The organism is Schaalia suimastitidis DSM 15538, from assembly GCF_000429105.1.
Classification (GTDB): domain Bacteria; phylum Actinomycetota; class Actinomycetes; order Actinomycetales; family Actinomycetaceae; genus Pauljensenia; species Pauljensenia suimastitidis.
In genome coordinates this window covers 82,626-101,303 of the sequence record NZ_AUBF01000009.1, presented here as the reverse complement: position 1 = coordinate 101,303, position 18,678 = coordinate 82,626, and the positions used below count along the sequence as shown (strand labels likewise).

13 protein-coding genes are annotated in these 18,678 nt (G+C 56.8%); 3 read left to right on the top strand and 10 right to left on the bottom strand.

Annotated elements, in window-relative coordinates; translation table 11 throughout:
• The first annotated feature begins 82 nt into the window (after positions 1-82).
• Positions 83-1,177 (top strand): phosphotransferase, encoded by a 1,095-nt coding sequence (locus G438_RS10850; RefSeq protein WP_240470989.1) that lies wholly within the window; start codon positions 83-85, stop codon positions 1,175-1,177.
• An 89-nt stretch (positions 1,178-1,266) separates the two neighbouring features.
• On the opposite strand, the gene G438_RS10845 is transcribed toward G438_RS10850, so the two are convergent.
• Together G438_RS10845 and G438_RS0104650 are read right to left on the bottom strand one after the other, a co-directional pair.
• Positions 1,267-4,674 (bottom strand): ATP-dependent helicase, encoded by a 3,408-nt coding sequence (locus G438_RS10845; RefSeq protein WP_051259300.1) that lies wholly within the window; start codon positions 4,672-4,674, stop codon positions 1,267-1,269.
• A complete protein-coding gene (locus tag G438_RS0104650) occupies positions 4,671-8,153 on the bottom strand; it encodes a UrvD/REP family ATP-dependent DNA helicase (RefSeq protein ID WP_026460341.1) in 3,483 nt (1,160 codons plus the stop codon). The genes G438_RS10845 and G438_RS0104650 overlap by 4 nt, the downstream gene beginning before the upstream one ends.
• 79 nt (positions 8,154-8,232) lie before the next feature.
• Between G438_RS0104650 and G438_RS0104645 the strand changes: the two genes are divergently transcribed.
• Positions 8,233-8,457 (top strand): DUF3107 domain-containing protein, encoded by a 225-nt coding sequence (locus G438_RS0104645; protein ID WP_026460340.1) that lies wholly within the window; start codon positions 8,233-8,235, stop codon positions 8,455-8,457.
• 118 nt (positions 8,458-8,575) lie between these two features.
• On the opposite strand, the gene G438_RS0104640 is transcribed toward G438_RS0104645, so the two are convergent.
• Positions 8,576-9,205: a ferritin-like fold-containing protein gene (locus G438_RS0104640; RefSeq protein WP_026460339.1), complete on the bottom strand. Its 630-nt coding sequence runs from the start codon at positions 9,203-9,205 to the stop codon at positions 8,576-8,578.
• A 250-nt stretch (positions 9,206-9,455) separates the two neighbouring features.
• Between G438_RS0104640 and G438_RS0104635 the strand changes: the two genes are divergently transcribed.
• A complete protein-coding gene (locus G438_RS0104635; RefSeq protein WP_240470987.1) occupies positions 9,456-11,108 on the top strand; it encodes a DEAD/DEAH box helicase in 1,653 nt (550 codons plus the stop codon).
• 315 nt (positions 11,109-11,423) lie between these two features.
• Here the strand turns inward: G438_RS0104635 and G438_RS0104625 are convergent, their stop codons facing one another.
• The 7 genes from G438_RS0104625 to G438_RS0104595 form a co-directional block, all read right to left on the bottom strand.
• Positions 11,424-12,239 (bottom strand): hypothetical protein, encoded by an 816-nt coding sequence (locus tag G438_RS0104625; RefSeq protein WP_026460336.1) that lies wholly within the window; start codon positions 12,237-12,239, stop codon positions 11,424-11,426.
• Positions 12,239-12,952, bottom strand: a complete 714-nt coding sequence (locus G438_RS0104620; protein ID WP_026460335.1) for an ABC transporter ATP-binding protein — start codon at positions 12,950-12,952, stop codon at positions 12,239-12,241. Before G438_RS0104620 ends, G438_RS0104625 begins: the two co-directional genes overlap by 1 nt.
• On the bottom strand, positions 12,949-13,329 hold the full coding sequence (locus tag G438_RS0104615; protein WP_026460334.1) for a GntR family transcriptional regulator: 381 nt from the start codon (positions 13,327-13,329) through the stop codon (positions 12,949-12,951). Before G438_RS0104615 ends, G438_RS0104620 begins: the two co-directional genes overlap by 4 nt.
• 234 nt (positions 13,330-13,563) lie before the next feature.
• Positions 13,564-14,463 (bottom strand): AlbA family DNA-binding domain-containing protein, encoded by a 900-nt coding sequence (locus tag G438_RS10840; RefSeq protein ID WP_051259315.1) that lies wholly within the window; start codon positions 14,461-14,463, stop codon positions 13,564-13,566.
• 143 nt (positions 14,464-14,606) lie between these two features.
• Positions 14,607-16,973 (bottom strand): glycogen/starch/alpha-glucan phosphorylase, encoded by a 2,367-nt coding sequence (locus G438_RS0104605; protein WP_026460333.1) that lies wholly within the window; start codon positions 16,971-16,973, stop codon positions 14,607-14,609.
• Between the two features lie 185 nt (positions 16,974-17,158).
• Positions 17,159-17,794 (bottom strand): MarC family protein, encoded by a 636-nt coding sequence (locus tag G438_RS0104600; RefSeq protein ID WP_026460332.1) that lies wholly within the window; start codon positions 17,792-17,794, stop codon positions 17,159-17,161.
• 2 nt (positions 17,795-17,796) lie between these two features.
• On the bottom strand, positions 17,797-18,642 hold the full coding sequence (locus tag G438_RS0104595; protein ID WP_026460331.1) for a PHP domain-containing protein: 846 nt from the start codon (positions 18,640-18,642) through the stop codon (positions 17,797-17,799).
• Positions 18,643-18,678: the final 36 nt, after the last annotated feature.

The following is an 18,678-nucleotide window of genomic DNA, read 5'->3' as shown; positions in this document are numbered from 1 at the left end:
TTTTGTCACGCATTTGGACAAATCTGTGGAAAGAACATCCACGGTTACACGCCGAGGCAGCCAACACGGTACGGTGGATACCGTGACGCGCACAAAGAACGCCTTCGAGTTAGCAGCCTTGGCAACGGTGGCCGTGCCGGGGATGAAAGTGGTGGCGATCCGCCAACCGTCTCACTGCGATGAGGTCATGTCACAGACAGGGATTGTTGACTCTAAAGGTAATAAGTGGACTGTTGTATGCCCACATGATTCTATTGGTGGCCTTGACCTTGAGTCACAGTCGACGGTTTTGTATCGCTTATCGCAAGCCTACGACTATCGCCGAATCCCTTTCGACGTGCCACGACCTGCTGGCTCAACCCTCACCCCTGAAGGTGATCGCGTGATGGTCTACAAGGACCTTGGCGGGCGATCCCTCACGGAGGACGATTTTTCAGATTCTCAACTTCTCCCTGCCTCCCTTGGGCGTGCTCTCGCTGCACTCCATAACCTTCCCGAGCGTGCCTACACGGGTGCGGGCTTGCCGTCGTATAGCGCTGAGCAGTGCAGGCAGCGGCACCTGGCCGTGCTTGACGAGGCAGCCCGAGCTACCGTGATCCCCGCCAATTTGTGGAACCGGTGGGAGGCTGCACTGGAGGACGTTTCGCTGTGGCGTTTCCCAGCTGCGCCGATACATGCCGATTTGGCGGCGACCTCCATTACTGTGTCGGATGGCACCGTGGTAGCCATGTCGGGTTTTCACGGTGCGCATGTGGGAGATCCTGCTACCGATATTGCATGGGTATTGGCACAGGCGAGCGATGAGTTCCTTGACAGGTTCAATGAAGCCTACGTGATGGAGCGTGATGCGACAGATCTGCATTTGTTGACTCGTGCGCAGCTACTCTCTGAATTGGCTTTAGTGCGCTGGTATGTACACGGCGTACATGCACAGGATCGGCAGATTCAGCGCGAGGCCGAGGCTATGCTTGCTGATCTGTCGCATGACCTAGGCAATGATCAGCTCGTCGGCACGACCTTGCACGGCCAGGCGGGGACAACGGAACCTGTCCAATCTGAGAGTGCCCTGCAGGCTCCTCAGACGGATGCAGACCAGGACGCAGCGGATGTGGCAGATGCAGATGACGGTGCTGAGCGACCCACCGAGCGCCTGTTTTACCTGTCGGATGAGCCGTAGCACGCGCAGTAAGAAACACTCAGCCCTCCCCTGCTTTACTCGTCACAACGTTCGCTACTCGCCGCTGCCTCGTCGGAACTGCTGCTCGCTCACCGGTTTCCTTCCACACTCCTTCCCGCCCTTGATTCACCCAGAGCGGCGGCGGCAGCTTCCTCAAGGCTGTACCACGCCTCGCGCGTGCGAAGCATTGCTTCCAGTTGTTCCAGGGTGACGATACTGGGCGCGGAAAGGAATACGAGCACGGCGTCAATATCAGATTCATCTGTGCCAGTGTGCCGCGCCCAAGCTGTGCGATAGAGGCGCAGCTGTGTCGCGAAAGCGTTGAGTTGTTCGATGCTACTGTGTGCACCCACAGGGCGCCCCGTTTTCCAGTCGATCACGCAAGCACGCCCATCACTGCGCCGCTGCATCACGGCGTCAATACGTCCCTGTATGGAAATACCGGCAATATCCACAGTGAAACTCTGTTCTACTGCAACGGGCACGTGGGTGGTCAACAGTTCAAGTTCAGCAAAATTCTTCTGTATCGTCTTCAGTTTCGCGCGATCGTCCTGGTTCAGCGCCGCTATTCCCACCAGGGGTTCTTCCCACAGAGTTTCGCTAGCGGTTCGTAGTTCGCGTTCAATCCACGTGTGAAGGAGTGTGCCCAGTGTTGCCTGCGCCGATGGTGGTGTTGGCATCGGTCGGCGATAGCCTTCGGCGAATTCGGCAGGGGTTTCGATCAGACGAGATAAGGCTGTCGCTGACAAGCGTTCAAGAGACAGGTCGACAACCTCGTCAGAGCGCGCACTTCGGCGTTCTTCGAATAGTGCCTTCGCCTCGTCAACCAATGGGTGTGACTCCATTGTGTGGAGTGCGGCAAGAGGATCCACCCCTGGGGGCAACGCGTGCAATCGATCCTCAACGAGGTGGGCACAGGCAGCAACCCGCTGGCGTGTTGGCCCTGGCGTTTTCGGGTAGAGAGCCGTCGGCAAAACAGTGTTGAGGTCGTGTGCCTCGGGCTTTGGCGTTATCGCTTGTTCAAGGCCGTGCAGTGCTGCTTGTAGTTCTTTCGACCCCTTCTGGGCGCTCATACGCCGATATTCATCGCGTAAGGCTGTTAGCGCCTCCATCAGGTAACGTGACGGTTCCCGCAGTTTGGTCGCCCCATTGGTGTGCCACGCACCGGTGAGAAGCATTGCTGAACGTGCGCGTGTGAGGGCAACGTAGGCGAGGCGTCGTTCCTCTAACTCATTGTGCGCACCGATGGCGCGGCACGTGACGTCGCCAAGGTAATTGCTGGCAAAGGCTCCAATTTTTCGCACACGCTCCCCTCCAGCTTGGGCTTGAGCGAAGGCGGAAGCGAAATAGTTTGCCAGTTCTTCCCCCGGAGGAAGGTCCGCCACCAGGGGAGGCAGTTGCTCTTGGTCGCCCCGTAACGGAGTAGGCAATTCCGAAGCGGAGATGAGCCAGCCCTTTTGAGATGGCGGCGCCTCGGTCCAGGGCACACTGTCGCTGCGATGACTAGGAAATATGCCGTCACACATCCCCACGACTGCCACCGCATCCCATTCCAAGCCTTTGGAGGCATGGATGGTGAGGAGCTCCACGGCACCCGGTTCGGGCGGTGTTACTGGCAGCGGTAGGCCGCGTTCCTCAGCGATCGCAGTGTCCATCCACGTGAGGAAACCGCGCAGGCTTGCGCCTGGAACCTCCTGCGTGTAGGTCAGTGCCACATCTACAAAAGCGTCAAGGGCAACCCTTCCGTTGTTATCAAGCGGATCCGCAATAATGTCTTCCACGATACCCAGCAGATGAATACAGCGTTCCACCTGGTCAACAACGCTAAGACCGTGTGCGGCACGAATGGCGCGCAGTCGCGCCCCCAGGATGCTGATACGTTGATGTGCCGCCGACGAAAACACTGGACCATCATCGCGGGAGGACCACCCTGGAGGCGGTGGCGTGTCAACAGCTTCCACCAGGTAGGCGTCGACATGTCCGCCGTCGTGTCGCTGAGCCAGGTGTTTGGCCCAATCCCACAGCACAGAAATATCCGAAGCGCCAATATCTTGAGCGTCAATCAGACGCAGGAGCGAAGGCGAGTCGCCGATATTTGCACTGATGGCCAGGGCGGCACGCACATCAGCTACTGCGCTTTGTTCCAATAGGCCGCCAATTCCGACCACGTGTGTGGGGATGCCTGCTTGTCGCAACGCTAAGTCAATCTGGTGTATTTCATTGCGACGGCGACTAAGTACCGCAACTTTTTTCCAGGCTTTACCTTGGCGGATGCGGTGTGTTTTTACGAAGTGAACGACTGCGCGCACCTGTGCGTCGATGTCAGCGCCGTAAGCAATGTCGACACTTCCCACACCGGCACCCGCTCGTGGACGCAAGATCGGCGATTTGGCGTGTTCGGAGTGTTCACGCAAGGGCTGTGCGACCGCATTGGCGACGACGAGAATGCTGTGATCGTTACGCCAGGCGGTTGATAAGGTCAGTGTTTGACAAGCTTCAGGTGCCGACGCGGTATTGAAACGCGACAGGAAGGATTCCAGCGATGCGGCCGATGCGCCTCGCCACCCGTATATTGCCTGATTGGGATCCCCCACAGCAGTTACTGTCGTGTCGTGGAACAAGGTGGCGAGCAGATCCATCTGAATCACAGAGGTATCTTGGAATTCGTCAAGCAGCACTGCCTGATACTCCTGCCGGATACTGTCGACGACATCGGGACACGTTGTGATGATCTGGTGCGCAAGGACAAGCTGGTCAGCGTAGTCGATCGCACCGATGGCACGTTTATGCGCCTGGTATGCCTGCACGATGTCTAGCAATAGGAGACGCGTATTATTTGCGGCGAGCATCCTACCTAAAATGCTGGATGGCGATGCGTCCCCAATATTGGCAATATCATCCGACAGTTCAGTCAATTCACGTCGTGCCTGTGTCACGCTTAGTCGGTGATCCCCCAGTTGACTCGACAGCGACAAGGCCTGCGACACGAAGGTCGTGACTGCCCCTGATTCTGGGAGGTCACCGGGCCAGGTGGCGACAATCTGGGTCATGATTTCATGGGAGCGTGCCTGTCCAAGCAGGGTGACATCGGGGTCAAGACCAATGCGCATCCCGTATTCACTGACGATCCGGTGTGCGAAAGAATTATATGTTGCCGCCTGCGGGTCGCCCTCGATTGCACATCCGGTGCGTGCGCGAAAGCGCGCCAAATCATTACGCATTTTGGCGCCGAGTTCTGCTGCAGCTTTACGCGAAAATGTCAGGCCCAGGATACTTTCAGGCGCATATCCTTCGTGGGCAATCAGCCAGAGCACACGTTGAGACATGGTCGTCGTTTTGCCTGCGCCAGCTCCCGCTACCACCAGCAGTGGGCGACATGGTGCTTCAATGACGGTCGCCTGTTCTTGGGTGGGATAGTGCACCGCCCGCCCCTCGTCAGCGAGGAGTTGGGCAAGTCCGTTGGCGTCATAACGGTCGTAACTGCCCATCTGCGTCATTGGATCGTCCTTTCACCGCTTTCTGTGGCCGGGCACACCGCGGTATGTGGACAGAGTCGACACACCTCGGATGAGGGCGTTGCCTCATAGGTAGGTCCACGCATAATGTCAGCGACACGCTGAATTTCTGCTTTCCAGTAGGCAGAACGGTCATCGGTCAGTGCTGGTTGGCTGGCCGAACGAACGTCTTCATTGCCAAAGTACTGCAAGGTTGCACCCACCACGGTATAGCCCATCTCGGACAGTCCAAGCTGATACAGGGCAAGTTGAGGATTCTCAGTAGCATCCTTGGGTCTGTTTTTATTGCCACCTTTTCCAGTTTTAAGGTCGGTGACACGAACGCCGTCATCAACATATTCGACGCGGTCAATACGGCCGCGTAGGTGTACTCCGTCGATGGTGACGTTCAGGGGTACTTCGACATCCACCCGTCCTGGTACGCCTTCAATATAGGTGGCCAGCGCCTCAAGGACAGCCCGAGCGTGCTGCATCTGTTTCTTGCCAACGCCGGTATCCATGTCATAGCCAAGTTCACCTACGCGTTGGTCAAATACGGCTGCTAGTTCTTCGCGTGTCCCATGTGGATACTGTTCGGCGATGGCATGGATGAGTGTACCCAGGTTCTGCGCTCCACTTTCTTGCACTTTTCCTCCGTGCGATCCCAGGAACCAGCGCAGCGGGCACAGGCGTACGTCGTCGAAGCTTGACGGGCTGATGGTCACGGCGTTGGGGTCAGCGATGGGTTGATCTGAACTTACGCCGCCAGCCCCTGCCCAGCGCGCTGGGTGTGCCGAGGCAATCCCTTCTTTCGCTGCGAGGGCAAGTAATGTCAGTGCCAAGTCTGCTGTGGCGGGCTCTTCCTCGGAAGCGGCCATGTGCCTCAGCGTGCCGATGTGGCCGGAAAGATCAAGCGGAGGTGGCACAAGTTGGACGTCAATGTCACCATCGTCGGTGCGCGGATAGTTGGTCAGTGCCAGTGCCGCGTCAAGGAATGGGGACGGGGCTTGTTCTTCGGCGCTAACCGCTCCAAGGTGAAGGTGCCGTGTCGACCGCGTAATCGCCGCCACATAAAGCCGTAATTCGTCCTGGTATACCGCTTGACGTGCGGCATGTGGGTGGGTGCCAGCGATAAGGCGTCCATCGTCGTTGAGGAGTGCCCGACCTTGGGTCAGGTCGACAAGGAGATCCGCCCGTAGCAGCCGGTCACGTAGGCGCAGGTCTGGCCAACTTCCGTCTTGGAGCCCGGCGATGACTACGACGGGCCAATGACGCCCAACAGCTTGGGCCGGTGTGAGCACTTCTACACCCGGCGGCCTGTGTCCCGTAGTGGCCAGAGTGTCCAAAGGGACTTCTTCGTCAAGTATTTGCTGGGCGAAGTCTATTGCTTTCGCGTCAATGTGACGTTGTTGCCAGATATCAGCGACGCGGAAAAGTGCAGATATCAAGTCAAGTCGATCATCGTAGTGGGCAGCCTGAGGACCACCTTCCACAGCGTTGTGGCGCCACAGCTCAGCAACTTCTGCCTTCTGCCACAGTGCCCACAGCGCCTCGTAGGGAGCCATGTGTCCCACGGTGGCCGAAGTCAGCCACATTGCCGAGGCGCGCTTCAGTCCGCGGCGTAGGTCCTTAGTGGCGTGGGCGTCGATAAGCGCAGGATTTTCCAGCAGATCCAACACATCGAACGGCCTGTGATTCGTCACGGCACCCGTGTTGAGAGGCGCTGCATCTGCCGAGGCGGGTGTTGCTTCTGTGGTGACATGCGGTACGTGCTCCAAGGATGAGGTCGCGTTGAGTGGGCAGGGCTCCATGCCCACCAAGGGGACTGCCCCCAGCCGGGTCTTGTGGATGTTGAGTCGGCGCAAAAGGCGCGACAGATCCAAAATGTCAATGTCGGCCCACTGCGAGTCAACAAGGTCATGTGCGGCCTGTACCTGCGTCACCCTCCACTTGTCCGCGTCGTGATCTGCACCTTGTGTCACCTCACCTGGCACTGGCGCATTGTCCTTCGCCGGATGTTGCATGACGCCTCGGACGTGGCCGTTGACAATCAATGTCAGCAACGTGCGACTGACGGGGTCCTGAGAGAATGAGAAGGCACGCTGCCCGCCTGCAAGGGGTATGCCTGCGCGTCTTAAGTGGCGACGCATCATTTCGACCTGCGCGTTGGTTTTCACTATCACGACCTGCTGGTCCCAACGTGATACGTCACCGTGGACGTAGTGTGCGCGCAATTGGCGGCTGATGGCTGCGCCAAGTTGTGCCGACGTTGCCGCGAAATGCAGGCGGATATGCTCTGTTCCTGGCGTCAAGGCCTGCTTCCCAGCAGCATTGAGCAGTACCGCAGGATCGTCTGCCTGTTCGGATTCATTGTGTTGTTGTTCATCATTTGCATCACTCACTGGCAGGGTTGCGTCGGGAATTGGAGTCTCCAGGGATGCCGTGGTGTGTACCCCTACGTGACGGCGCGCAACAGAGCCGCTTTGCGCGATTCCGCCGAGCATGTGTTGTGTGAGTTTACGCAAGGCAGGCGTCCCCACATAAACGTCACCTAAGTCCAGGATTGGCACATCAAGGCAGGCCGCCAAACGCCCGTCAAGTTGTGGCTCGCCACCACGGTATGTGGCCACTGCAACATCCGGGTCAGACATTGCCACAATCCGGCTACCGCATGCAGCAGCAGCACGTAGCAATTCAATGGTCGAGGCCGTGCAGTCTTGGAGGTCGTCGACGACAATCACCTGAGGTAAGGGACGTTGAGCAGTTACGCCCGCAGCATTGGCTGCATCATCCCAACCTTCGAGGATGGCCGCGGCTTCATGTTGTAAACGCGACAGGTCCGCTTGCATCACTTCCCGTGTGGTCACCGCGAAACCTTTGTCGTCGCACCATCGTTGGAATATCCGCGCGGCAGCAACCCATTCGTCGCGACCATGAGCCGCGCCAAGCCGTGCCAGTTCCGCCGCATCAATACCTGTTTCACCTGCACGAGCGAAAAGGTTACGCATATCGGTACGAAATGCTGGCAGCGCACGCATGTCAGCATTCAGGTGTGCGGGCCAGGGCCCGGTGTCCGATGCAATGAGGTCGGTAAGGAGTTGGTCCATTCGGGCGCCCGTGACCAGTTCAACGGGGCCAAGCGGATCAGTGCGTTCGACACGCCATGTGGAAACGACACGGTAGGCGAATGATGCCAAGCTGCGTACGGGACGAAGTTCATTGGGGGCCAGACTTTGGGCGCGGGCAAGGAGATTGTCTGCCCGAAGGCGATCGGGAACGAGGATGATGGCGCTGCGTCCTGACGCAATAGCATCAGCGAAAATTGCCAAGGCCGTGGTGGTGCGCCCAGACCCGGGTGCGCCTCGGACCACGCAGTGTCCTTCCTGCGCTCGTTCACGCACCAGCTGCTGCTGGGCCCCCAGGCGTGGAAGCTGATACGGCACCGTTGACCGTATCTGCAGTCTGACCTTCGTTTCGCTCATAGATTAATCGTCTCAGACAGCACCAACATCTGTGTACGCGTAGCATGGTCACCAGATCACAACACAAAGGAGTTGCCGTATGAACGTCACCATTGGTCTGCGCAATGTCGCCCGCGAACTCACCCTCGACCTTGACATGAGTGAAGACGACCTTTTCATGGAAGTCAACATTGCACTCGGTGCGGGAACCTTGCTTCGTCTTACCGACAGCCGCGGTGAGAAAACCTTCATTGCACCGCAGGCCATTGGGTACATTCAAATCGCTGCACCTCAACAGCGTCGCGTCGGTTTCTCCCTCACCTAAGCAGCTGGCAGACCCGCGCCACCAGCAATATCGGTCGCCACTGGCGACGTTAGTCAGGTGCACTGGCGACGTCAGTCAGCTGCGCCTTGCCAGCGTAGTGAGCTGTTCCAGCGCCACGCTACGCCCGCAGGTGGATCGCTGCCATCCGCTCGCCGTGACGCGCCGTCACATGCGCCACGATCTCGTCAACCGCATCGGGGTCACTCACCAGGTGCGGGTGCGTGAAAAGCGTCGAACGCACCAGCCCCAAAGCTTCGCCAGCGACCCGTCGTGCCCACAGCGAGAGCCGAGCGGCTCCTTCCTCGTCTGAGGCAAGTTCAGGAGCAAGATGCTGAAGGACCCACGCCTGTTGACCGAAATGCCAGTCGTCGATTGACCCACCAAATAACTCGCGTCGACGCACCACCTCACGCAAAAGGTCAGCAAAAATACCTACGGTGACATAGGTTTTCACCGAGCGTTCCCGCCACGTTGTAGGCCGGGTGCGGGCATCAAGATCATCAAATAGCCCCGAGTAGCGTCCCGCTACTTCAAGCAGGTCAAGGCCACGCGCATCAGACCACTTTTCAAGCTGTTCAAATACACCAAAAGCCGCTGACGACATGCGGGCATGTTCGACGTGTGCAAGGATCGTGGGGGCTTGGTCGCCGTCTTTTGCCAAACGAGTCATTGCCGCGAGCGCACTGTAGGCAAGTAAACCGACAAGTTCTCCATCCTGCGTGGTCACAGGCTCATGTACATGCTCCATGCCTGACAGCCTAGTCATCTAGAGTCAACTTCGTGTCACCTCGACACGTAAAGTTGCAAAGTGATCGTGGTGGCGGTGAAACCCCACGGCCGTTGCAGTACCCACACGCAAGCCAAAGCCCGTACACTGAGGGTGACCATATAGCTGCCCGGTCGCTTTGACCATTTTCTTTGCGCGCATGGCGCGCCACCTGTAACTGCGCGATCGGCTGCTCATCCAACACGGGGTTTGCCCCGAGACAAGGCCGATCGTGACCGATTTGCACAATAATGACCCCCTTCCTGCTGCACAGTACTCCGCTGGCGTCGTCCGCCTCGGCAATATTGTGACACCGGAAAACGACGAGGTACCTGCGGACGTTGAGGCGAGCGCTTCAGATGTGATACTCAAATCCTTCGCTGACTTCGGTGTCACCGACCCCATCGTGGATGCCCTTGCCGAACGCGGCATCACACATCCCTTCCCTATTCAGGCCCTTACCCTTGGGCCTGCCCTCGACCGTCACGACATCATCGGACAAGCCAAAACCGGTACCGGCAAAACATTGGGTTTTGGTATTCCCGTACTTGAGGACGTCATTGCGCCCGATGAAGAGGGATACGACGAGCTCCTCAATCCAGGAAAACCTCAGGCGCTCATTATTTTGCCGACTCGTGAGCTGACAAAGCAGGTGGCGGACGATTTGCGTGCTGCAGCGAAATATCTGTCAACCCGCATCGTTGAAATCTACGGTGGTGTGCCTTTCGAACCACAAATCGCCGCCTTGGAAAAAGGGGCCGATATTGTCGTGGGGACACCTGGCCGTCTGATCGACTTGCTGCGCAAAGGTGTTCTTCACCTCAACGGCGCTGAAACGGTGGTGTTGGATGAAGCAGACGAAATGCTGGACCTAGGGTTCCTGCCCGATGTGGAGACGCTGCTGTCACGTGTACCAGCGAATCGTCACACAATGCTGTTTTCAGCCACCATGCCGGGCCCAGTTGTTGCTTTGGCTCGCAAATTCATGGTCCAACCCACCCATATACGTGCTCAGGACCCCCTTGATCAAGGAGCCACGGTCAACAGCGTCAAACAGGTGATCTACCGTGTTCATGCGATGAATAAGGTGGAGGTTGTCGCGCGTATCCTTCAAGCCGAAGGGCGTGGCCGCACAGTGATTTTCTGTCGAACAAAACGCACAGCCGCCCATCTCGGGGAAGATCTCACCGATCGCGGTTTTGCCGTCGGTTCGCTACACGGCGACCTTGGCCAAGGGGCGCGTGAGCAGGCCATGCGTGCTTTCCGCAAGGGGAAAATTGATGTGCTCGTGGCAACTGATGTGGCTGCGCGAGGCATTGACGTTGACGATGTCACGCACGTGATCAACTACCAGTGTCCAGAGGATGAGAAGACCTATATCCACCGGATTGGACGCACTGGACGTGCAGGCCAATCGGGCACGGCTGTGACCTTTGTCGATTGGGACGATCAGCCGCGGTGGTCCTTGATTTCTAAAGCTCTTGGCTTGGGTGTTGAACAGCCGCTGGAAACCTACCATACGTCCGCTCATTTATTTACCGACCTTAATATTGACCCGTCGGTCACTGACCGGTTGCCGCGAGCGAAACGGACGCGCGCTGGTCTTGAGGCCGAAGAAATTGAGGATCTCAGCCCGTCACGTCGCCGTTCAGCGCGTTCTGCAGCCATTTCACGAGGCGGTCGTACTCGTGTGCATTCCGGCCAGCGAAATCGGCGTGCCAAGGATGGAGATCGTGAGGTCACCCCGGGGAGGCAGGGACGTCAGGATCGTGGGTCACGCGGACGCGGACGCGGCGAGCATTCGTCGGAGCATCGTGAAGGTTCCGCAGCGCCGAGGGCAGCACGTAAGCGGATTCGACGTCGGAAGCCATCGTCGGATGCATAGCTTTAGACACGTTGCCGTAGACACGTAACTTTACTGTCCGTGGCCGTGTGCAAAGGGGGGTGCGGTGATGGCGTATTCACCGCACCCCTTTGTGCGCTGGTCGCGCTGTGGGTAGGCCACGCTGCGCAGGGTAGTCGTGCTGCAGGGGCTGCCTGGCGGCACTATGGTCGGGCACGCCACGCTGCGGCCAACACCGATGTTCGCTGCGCAATTCAGCTCATGCGTGGTCGCACTACGCGCAAGCAAGCTGTGCCATGCAGGTTGGTGATGATCGCCTGCGCGTATGGACACCACAGTGTTACTGAAGTGTTTCCCTTATCGCAGTGAGGTGTGCCTTTCGATGGAGCGAATCCCCCACCATGCCATTACAGAGGTGAGTGCCGCACTGGCCACTACGCTGCCAAGTCCAACGATACTCGGCTGTGCCCCATTGTCACCCATGGCATTGATCAGTTGAAAAAGCATACTGTCCCAGGTAAATTGCCCTGTTTGCAGATCAACGGCGCCTGGAAGGATCATGCCAATCAGCACGGCAATCTGCCCAACCAGATACAGCAGGACCAGGCCGATCATTGGTGCACCAAAGCCCATATGATTCCATTGGCTTTGTGCACCAATACTCATCACTGCCATCACCGGAAAAACGAGGAAGGCAATACTGACAAGGAAACTGATCAGCACGTGGAGAAGGATCCACGAAGGCATATTTGCGATGCTGTCACGCAATGGTTGGAAGAACTCTCCTAGCGTCATGCCGTTGCTGTGTGCAACAGACCATGCCACAGCGACGAGTCCAGTTGCCGTCAGTACCAGGGCAAGCAGAATGAAAAGAAAGGCGAAGATACTCTTGGCCCAATACAAACAGCGGCCTTTTACGGGCAGTGTCATGGTGAAATATCCACGTGAGCCGTACATTGACTGCCAATAGGCAACGTGGAGTCGAATCAGCACGACTATTGGGGCTGAAATAAATGTGCCGATAGCAACTGCTTGCAGAAGAAACGACAGTACTGGCACGTCTAATTGCGCCACACCTAGCGATGTTGCCCCAATGAGGGCGTGGATGCCGAGCACAGCCGTGGTAGTGGCACCATTATCGCGCCATTCTTGCGCACATAGTTGAGCAAACATCAGCGGTATTCCTTCCTGAAGATGGCGTCAATGGTCATCGACCGTTCCTGGCGCAGATCGTCAGCATTTTCGTGCAGTAACAGGCGCCCATCTTTCATAAAGATGACTTCGTCAACGATGGTTTCGACGTCAGCGATGAGGTGAGTTGAGATCAACATGAGGGCATCTTCGTTAAAGTCCTTGAGGATGCCGCTGAGGATGAGGTCTCGTGCAGCCGGGTCTACGCCTGATATAGGTTCATCAAGCAGGTAGATCCGTGCTTTCCGAGACATCACCAGTGCGATCTGCAGTTTTTCTCCCATGCCTTTGGACATTTCTTTGAGCTGCCGGTCTTTGGGCAGGTCAAAGAAGGTGACCATGTCGTGGGCTTTGCGTGCGTCGAAGTCAGCGAAGAAACGCTGGTACAGGTCGATTGCCGAGGCAGGGGTGAGTTTCGGGTCAAGAAAGTCTGCTGTTGGCAGGAAGGCAACATTTGCCTTGCTTGCCACGCCTGGCACGGTGCCGCAGATTTTCACCGTTCCTTCCCAGTCAGTAAGGACGCCTGCCAGGATTTTCAGTAGGGAGGTCTTGCCGCAGCCATTTGCTCCCATCAGACCAATGATTCGTCCGGCCTTCAGTGTGACGCTGAAGTCGTCAATGGCTGTTTGGGTGCGATATTTCTTGGTGAGATTGTTGATGTGAATCAACGCATCGGTGGATTCATTTGGGCTCATTGTGGTGCTCCGTGGCTTGAGGCATGTGGCCATCGTTTAAGCAACAGTGCTGTTGCTTCGTCGATGTCCATGCCGATGGCTTTGAGTGTGGTGATGTGATCGTCGGTGGCGCCTTGAGCAAGGTCGTGACGGATTGTGTGGATCACCGTCGCATCAGATGTGACGAAGCGTCCTTGTGTGCGTTCTGGAATGGTGAGGCCATCTCGGTCGAGTTCAGCAAGGGCGCGTTGGACGGTGTTGGGGTTAACGCCAGCGTCAATGGCCAGTTCTCTGACGCTGGGGATTTTGCTTCCGGGGGCCCATTGTCCAGAAGCAATGTTTTTCCGAAAGGTTTCAACAAGTTGAACCCATATCGGTCGCGAGTCGTCAATGCGCATTCCTCGCACTCCCCACTGTGTCGGTGTATTAATACACTAATACAGTGACACAGTGGGTGGTTTATGTCAACCCCCTGCGAAAAAATCTTGACAAGGCCCGGCCACACTACTCTTTGGCAGCACGTGGCAGTTAGCAAAACCTCGCCGCACCACTTATCGACAGCATGCGGCAATTGGCGGAACCTAGCCCACTACTCCTTTGCAGTACGCGTCAATTGGCGGAACCTAACCGTGCTACTCCCTGACAGTACGAGGCTTGGACTGTGACGATGCCACAGCCCCAGGCAAGGCCGCCCCCTGAAAGTGCACCCTGCGACGAAGAAGGAAACCAGCGAGGCGCACACGAAGAGAAGGCCGCGCTACCGATGGCCAGCGATGCGCAACATAGGTCACCGCATCGTCAACTTCGAGACGCCTCGTCGAATTACCAACACGCACCCACAGCTCAGGGACCCCTTTGCCCTTGGGACCAAGAAGAAAGACAGGGAAGGGACTTGGCGGCACAGTCACGCGGCATACCTCACCGCTACCGTCGTGCGCAGGCGCAAAATCTAAACACGGCAACGCAGCAGCATTTGCCCCCACACGCTGCCCCAACATATCGCGTATCCACAACTCAAAGCGATCTGCATCAGGCTGTTTCAACGTCGCGTAATCCGAATCAAGGCCGATCAGGCGCCCATCGTCATCCACACCAATAAGCAAGGTGCCGCCCGCCGAATTCAAGAAAGCGGTCACAGTTTTCGCTATCACTGTCTCCATAGCTTCGTCGCGCTTATTTTCACGGATATTCCAACGAGCAGTGGACTTAAATTCAAGGCGATCCGATTCGCCACCACGCGCCACCTCTGCAATGGGAGGCAAAGGCTTTTCGTGCTGCACGGCAGTCAGCACCAGTGCAACAATCGCCACGACGAACATCGCAACGAGCGAGGCGGTGCCAATCATCCCGAAAGACCATTCCTGGGAGGTGTCGAAAACCCAGCCAACACAGTACAAGCCGATCCACAGACCGATCAGGGCAGTCAAGGTTGCTGCAGGTACTGAAATGCGCGCACGACCGCGAAGAAGGTATCGCACAAAGAGACCAAGGATAAAGGCAATGAGCAGCAAGACCTGCTGCACAAACACCATCAGCAATAGATCAGGATTTGCTGGCGTGGATTCGAAATAAACACCGTCCACAAATAGTCCTTTCACTGTGGTGTCACCACACTGCGCCACAATAGCACTGGGAGCCGCACGGGTATCGTGCAGCTCCCAGCATTAGTGATCACTCATTGGATTGGGGTCGCATCCAATTTCCACACGTCCTGCGCGTAGTCACGTATCGTGCGGTCCGACGAGAAACGTCCTGAACGCGCGATATTGACCCAGGCTTTGCGTGCCCATGCGCGCGTATCGGCGTGGTCGAATGCCATGCGGTCTTTCGCCTCACGGTATGCAGCAAAGTCACCCAGAACGTAGTACACGTCCGCTGGCTCGTAGCCCGCCTCGAGAAGCGACCAGCGCAGGTCATGGAACCATCCAGAGCCATTATCGTCCAAAGTGCCGTCAACCAAGGCATCAAGGACGCGACGCAAGCCAGGCACATTCTCGTAATGCCAACGCGGATCGTAGTTCTTACGCAGCTGCGGCAGTTCCTCTTCGGTCGCACCGAAGATATACGCATTGTCGTGGCCCACAGCATCGAGAATCTCGACATTCGCCCCGTCGAGCGTGCCCAGCGTCAGTGCACCGTTCATCATGAACTTCATATTCGAGGTGCCTGATGCTTCTTTACCTGCAGTGGAGATCTGTTCGGAAATGTCGGCTGCAGGAATAATGTGTTCCGCGGGCGACACATTGTAGTTGTGGATGAATACCACCTTGATGCGTCCGTCAATATCCGTATCATTATTCACCATGTCAGCAATGGCATTGATGAGTTTAATAATGCCCTTGGCGCGGATATAACCAGGAGCGGCCTTAGCGCCAAAGATGAAGACGCGCTTAGGCACATCCAGTGTCGGCTCATCCTTGATGCGGAAATACAGGTCAAGGATGTAGAGGGCGTTCAACAGCTGACGCTTATATTCGTGTAGTCGTTTGATCTGCACATCGAAGATCGCATCAGGGTCAATATCGACACCTTCACGCGCCTTGACCCACGCTGCAAAATCAACCTTATTGGCGTGTTTGATGGCACTCAGTCGGTCAAGCACCACGTCATCCGCAGCGTCGACATAGTCCGCAAGCACCGAAAGGTCCCTCACCCACGCGTCTGAGCCTGTCACTTCGTCAAGGAGGGCAGCCAAGCGTGGGTTGCATTGTTTGAGCCAACGACGCGGCGTCACGCCATTGGTCTTATTATTGAAACGCTCGGGCCAAATGGCATGCCAGTGTCCCAAGGTTTCACGTTTAATGATTTCGGTGTGCAGTGCAGCGACACCGTTGATGGAGTACGAGGCGTAGCAGGCAATCCAAGCCATACGCACGTGGTTGCCTGAAACGGGTGCCATATACTCAATGGTGCCTTCGTCGAGGCCACGCTCAGCCATTTCTAGGCGGAACCGGCGATCAATTTCGCGCACAATCTCGACGATGCGAGGGAAGAGCCGGTCAAAGATCGACATCTCCCAGGTTTCTAGCGCCTCGGCCAATACGGTGTGGTTGGTGTACGCAAAGGTCTTGGTAACGACTGCCCATGCCTCGTCCCATCCCATGTCATGTTCATCCATCAGCAGACGCATAAGTTCGGGAATTGCCAGAACCGGGTGAGTGTCGTTGAGCTGGATTGCGTTGTAGGTCGCAAAATCAGACAGATCTGTGCCGTGGTGTGCAACGTAGTTATCAACAATGGCTTGCAGGGACGCAGAGCAGAAGAAGTACTGCTGGCGTACACGCAAAACCTTGCCTTCATAGGTCGTGTCGTTGGGGTAGAGGACACGAGAAATATCGTTGGTGCGTTCACGGTCGATAATGGCATCTGTGAAGCGCTGTGAGTTAAAGGCGTCGTAGTCAAATTCTTCGATTGGTTCTGCTCGCCACAGGCGCAAAGTATTGACATTCTGCGTGCCGTATCCGGTGATCGGCATGTCATAAGGGATAGCACGCACATCCAGATCCGCATAGCGGACAATGCGTTGCTCGTGCTCACGGCGGATAACGAACGGATAGCCTTCTTCCATCCACGGGTCAGGGTGCTCGGTTTGGAATCCGTTGTCAAAGAGCTGCTTGAACAGGCCGTAGCGGTAGAGGATACCGTAGCCCGCCACTGGGAGGTCCAGGGTTGCGCATGAGTCAAGGAAACATGCGGCGAGGCGGCCGAGGCCACCGTTTCCAAGGGCAGCATCTGGTTCTTCTTCAAGAACGACACTCAGGTCTTGGCCGATAGCAGCCAAAGCTTCACGCGCCTCGTCAACCATGCCCAGGTTGGACAGGTTGTTAAGGAGGGCGCGACCCATGAGGAACTCTGCCGAGAAGTAATGCTCTTGGCGTCCTGCCGCGTAGGTGCGGTCAGTTGCGTGCCAGCGGTCAGCGATGCGATCGACAACAGCGGCAGATAATCCCTGCCACACTTCCATGGCGGTAGATGCTCGGGCTGGCCGACCGGAGGTTGCGCGAACCTGGTATGCCAGAGTCTCGGTCAGATTTTGCGTCATGTTGTGTCCCCAATTCGGAGTCATTGTGCACCCACACCCAAAAGCATGGATCGGCCAATGGTGACCTTGGTACTTTTCTATCACCGCGTATGGTTCACGTGGCTGTGAAAGTCTTCTCAGTGGGGCGAGGCACCCCACTAATGGAAAATATTACTGCAAGTTACATCTCTTGTGCGCGCGCGTCATTATGCGAGTGACGAGGCCTCAATGAAGAGGAAGACAGCACCCATCACCAACTGCGTCGCAATCGCAGCAAGTAGCAAACCAGCAATTTTCGTGAGCAACATAATGCCGCCCGGACCCAATAGGCGAGACAGCGTCAGCGAGAAACGCATCGTCGCCCACATCACCGCATGACCGAGGATCACGGCCAGCACCACGGCAACCCACCCTGGGAAACCATTCGCCTGCCCCACCGACACCATGACCGCAACGATGGCACCAGGCCCAGCAAGGAGCGGGGTACCCAGCGGAACAAGAGCCACATTCACCCTGGGGTCACCCGTATCAGGCTCTTCACTGTCCTTGCCCATCAACAGTTCCATTGCAACAAGGAACAGTAATACACCGCCCGACAGCTGCAAGGCTTCAACAGAGATTTGCAGGAGAGCCAGTATCCGATGCCCAAGGAACGCAAATATGAGGATCACACCAAGGGATACAAAGGTCGCCTGACGTGCTGCTTTACGTTGTCCCGCAGGCGAGTAACGGCCAGTGAGTCCCAAAAAAACCGGAATAGTTCCCGGCGGATCCAAGATCACGATCAGCGTGGTAAACGTTGTCGCCAACAGGGTGAGATCTATGAAAGACGACAGTGACATACTCACGGACGCACAACCTCCAGGTGGCCTTGTTCTTCAATTGCTCGATACACATGTTCTGGGGTGAGATTCTCGCCAAGGATATTTGGCTTCCCACTCCCGTGATAATCCGACGCCCCGGTCAGTGCTAATCCAAGGCGATAGGCAATACGGTCGACATCGGCACGCGCAGCCTCGTCATGCTCACGATGATCTCTTTCGATACCAAAAAGACCCGCCTGGGCCATCTCGGCAATAACGTCTTCAGGTAAGAGGCGTTGGCGAGCTGAAGCGCGTGGATGCGCCAAAACGGGAACACCTCCCGCCTCGCGAATAACTTGGACTGCCTCAACTGGGTCCGGCGCATGGTAGCGCACGTAGTAAGGTCCACGCGGATGAAGAACGTGCTCAAAAGCACCATTGCGATCCGCAAAGCATCCTGCGGCAACCAAAGCATCAGCGATATGTGGGCGCCCGATAGTATGACTCTGCCCTGCGTGAACAAGGACATCCTCATAGGTGATGGGATAGTCCTGCGCAACACGCGACACCAGTTCTTCGGCACGTCTGATACGGTCCTGTTTCGTTTTCTCCCACATGGCCACCAGGCTTGGGTGCGTAGGGTCAAAAAGGTAGCCCAGCAAATGAACGGTGATCCCCTGGGAAGAACAGGACATTTCCACGCCACGTATCAGCGCTACACCGGTATTTTCCACGTTCGCTGCTGCCTCAGCCCAACCCGCTGTCGTGTCGTGATCTGTCAATCCGATAACGTCAAGACCCACACGAGCCGCAACGGCCATAAGCTGCGCAGGGGTGTCGGTACCGTCAGATAGCGACGTATGCGTGTGGGGGTCAATTCGGAGCATAGGTTGAGGGTATCTGAAACCTGGCGTGCACTACAC

What these genes read in the sequence shown, in the direction of transcription:
- G438_RS10845 (WP_051259300.1), bottom strand. Translation starts at nt 4,674, where the DNA reads ATGACGCAGATGGGCAGTTACGACCGTTATGACGCCAACGGACTTGCC.
- G438_RS0104650 (WP_026460341.1), bottom strand. Translation starts at nt 8,153, where the DNA reads ATGAGCGAAACGAAGGTCAGACTGCAGATACGGTCAACGGTGCCGTAT.
- G438_RS0104645 (WP_026460340.1), top strand. Translation starts at nt 8,233, where the DNA reads ATGAACGTCACCATTGGTCTGCGCAATGTCGCCCGCGAACTCACCCTC.
- G438_RS0104640 (WP_026460339.1), bottom strand. Translation starts at nt 9,205, where the DNA reads ATGGAGCATGTACATGAGCCTGTGACCACGCAGGATGGAGAACTTGTC.
- G438_RS0104625 (WP_026460336.1), bottom strand. Translation starts at nt 12,239, where the DNA reads ATGTTTGCTCAACTATGTGCGCAAGAATGGCGCGATAATGGTGCCACT.
- G438_RS0104620 (WP_026460335.1), bottom strand. Translation starts at nt 12,952, where the DNA reads ATGAGCCCAAATGAATCCACCGATGCGTTGATTCACATCAACAATCTC.
- G438_RS0104615 (WP_026460334.1), bottom strand. Translation starts at nt 13,329, where the DNA reads ATGCGCATTGACGACTCGCGACCGATATGGGTTCAACTTGTTGAAACC.
- G438_RS10840 (WP_051259315.1), bottom strand. Translation starts at nt 14,463, where the DNA reads ATGGTGTTTGTGCAGCAGGTCTTGCTGCTCATTGCCTTTATCCTTGGT.
- G438_RS0104605 (WP_026460333.1), bottom strand. Translation starts at nt 16,973, where the DNA reads ATGACGCAAAATCTGACCGAGACTCTGGCATACCAGGTTCGCGCAACC.
- G438_RS0104600 (WP_026460332.1), bottom strand. Translation starts at nt 17,794, where the DNA reads ATGTCACTGTCGTCTTTCATAGATCTCACCCTGTTGGCGACAACGTTT.
- G438_RS0104595 (WP_026460331.1), bottom strand. Translation starts at nt 18,642, where the DNA reads ATGCTCCGAATTGACCCCCACACGCATACGTCGCTATCTGACGGTACC.